Source organism: Xenorhabdus sp. Sc-CR9, assembly GCF_963897815.1.
Classification (GTDB): domain Bacteria; phylum Pseudomonadota; class Gammaproteobacteria; order Enterobacterales; family Enterobacteriaceae; genus Xenorhabdus.
This window is the reverse complement of sequence record NZ_CAWQTY010000057.1, coordinates 1-1,669: the sequence shown is the minus strand read 5'-3', so window position 1 is coordinate 1,669 and position 1,669 is coordinate 1. Positions and strand designations below refer to the sequence as shown.

At 59.3% G+C, this 1,669-nt stretch carries 2 protein-coding genes and 1 pseudogene; all 3 read right to left on the bottom strand.

Annotated elements, in window-relative coordinates:
- Positions 1–431: pseudogene (locus AACQ81_RS03240) on the bottom strand (integrating conjugative element protein); the annotation flags it as partial.
- Between the two features lie 12 nt (positions 432–443).
- The gene (locus AACQ81_RS03235; RefSeq protein ID WP_237388465.1) at positions 444–1,400 is read right to left on the bottom strand and encodes a TIGR03756 family integrating conjugative element protein; all 957 of its coding nucleotides are present in this window, start codon (positions 1,398–1,400) and stop codon (positions 444–446) included.
- Positions 1,397–1,669, bottom strand: a 273-nt coding sequence (locus tag AACQ81_RS03230) for a TIGR03757 family integrating conjugative element protein (protein ID WP_237388464.1), incomplete at its 5' end; no start/stop codon positions are given. The genes AACQ81_RS03230 and AACQ81_RS03235, both read right to left, overlap by 4 nt.

The following is a 1,669-nucleotide window of genomic DNA, read 5'->3' as shown; positions in this document are numbered from 1 at the left end:
ACGCCGTTGGTCAGCATGTCATACAGCCCCGGATTGGCCCGCTGGATTATCATGGCGGGGAGACTGGCGACCGCCCCGGTGGCGCCCTGAATGACTTCGCTCATCAGGTTTTTCATGCCCGCCGTGATACCGTTGAGCTGATTACTGACCGTGGTTTTCAGGTCAAAATTGCCGCACATCAAATCCGAACTCCAGCCCAGCTCCAGACCGGCCAGCCTGGTTGACCCCGCGCGACTGGCCGGTTCAGAAATCACCGAGCCGCCACCGAGGGTATAGAACAGCGTATCGGAAACCGCCCCGCTGCTCTGTGCACCATACCCCAGTGCACTGTGACTCACGGCCGGTAAGGAAACCGACCGTTCTGATGCCTGAACCTGAGCGGTAACGAGTGCCAGCCCGCCCGCGATCAGCAGTCCCGGTTTTCTTATCATTCTGTTTTTTCCTTATAGGTCCGTACTGCCGAGAAAACGTTGCCCGCGCCGCTGACAACAGCTGTAAGGTTGCCACAGGGCATAAGCCTGATTGCTGTCTGCCGCCGCCGTGTGGCTGCCATCCGGGAACACCGCACAGGACTGACTTAACTGTGGTGACAACCGTTGCCATTGGTGGTTTTTCGTGCCGGTATTTTCGGTGACCGGGACCGGCGGCCAGTAGCCGTCACGGCGTTGCCCGGTCAGCGGCTGATAAACATGGGGCTGCCCGGTACGGGTGATTATGTCCGCCACCCGCTGCGCCACCACCGCCGCGGCTTTATCCTCATCGGTCTGCGTGACAAAACCGGAGCGCGGGTAAATATTGCCCCACATATTGCCTGCCAGCTGGCTGCCCAATTCTCGCAGACCGGGAATAAGCGCTTCAGGATAAAGCGATTCCGGCAGTCCGCTGCGCCACGCGACAGTATCCAGTGTGCTGAGAAAATAGGGCATCAGCGGTGTGGCCGCACTGCGACAGGAATACCCCGGAATTTGTCCGCCAATCAGAGTGGTCGCGGGATGCCCGATGGCATCGGCGTATTTGAAACGCAGACGGGGACTCTGCTTTCCGGCAACCTGAACCGTGTGATTGCCCCCACCGGTGGTCAGGCCGGATAACGCATTTTCCAGCCCGCCGGATAAGGGGCTGATTTGCGCCATTTCAGACCACGGGTTGCCACCGGGTGCGTGATAGGTAGAGACCACCGCCTGCGGCAGGAAATGGGTGACTTTGACCGAGGTTTTCACCGTGCAGCCATGCCACGAACAAAACAGCCAGTAACAGATGCCGCTGACCCGCCACTGAATACAGGCGGGCGAGACACTGCCGGCCACGATTTGGGCAGTATTGATGGCGGCTTGTGAAAAAGGCGTAAACGCCGTGGCCAGCGTGATAACCACCGGAAAAGCCAGGCGTGACGAATTCATGGCTGATACTGCTCCCTGAGCGCTGTCGCTTTGGCGACATCGGCCGTGCCATACACTATGTCACGATCATCAAACACCACCGCCGGGTATCTGCGCACACCGGCTTGCCGGGCATGGACAACAGCACGATAAGCGTTGATAAGTTGCTGTTCCTGCTCACGCCACTGAGGAGACTGAAGGATGGCCCGGACCTGAGTTGCCGCCTGTTGTGAGTCTGCGGGAAGGCGGGCAAAGATCTGCCTTTGCTGTTGCTCCGGTGCATCCAGCCA

Bases quoted from the DNA above. Each gene is read 5' to 3' on its own strand.
- AACQ81_RS03235 (WP_237388465.1), bottom strand. From the start codon at position 1,400: ATGAATTCGTCACGCCTGGCTTTTCCGGTGGTTATCACGCTGGCCACG.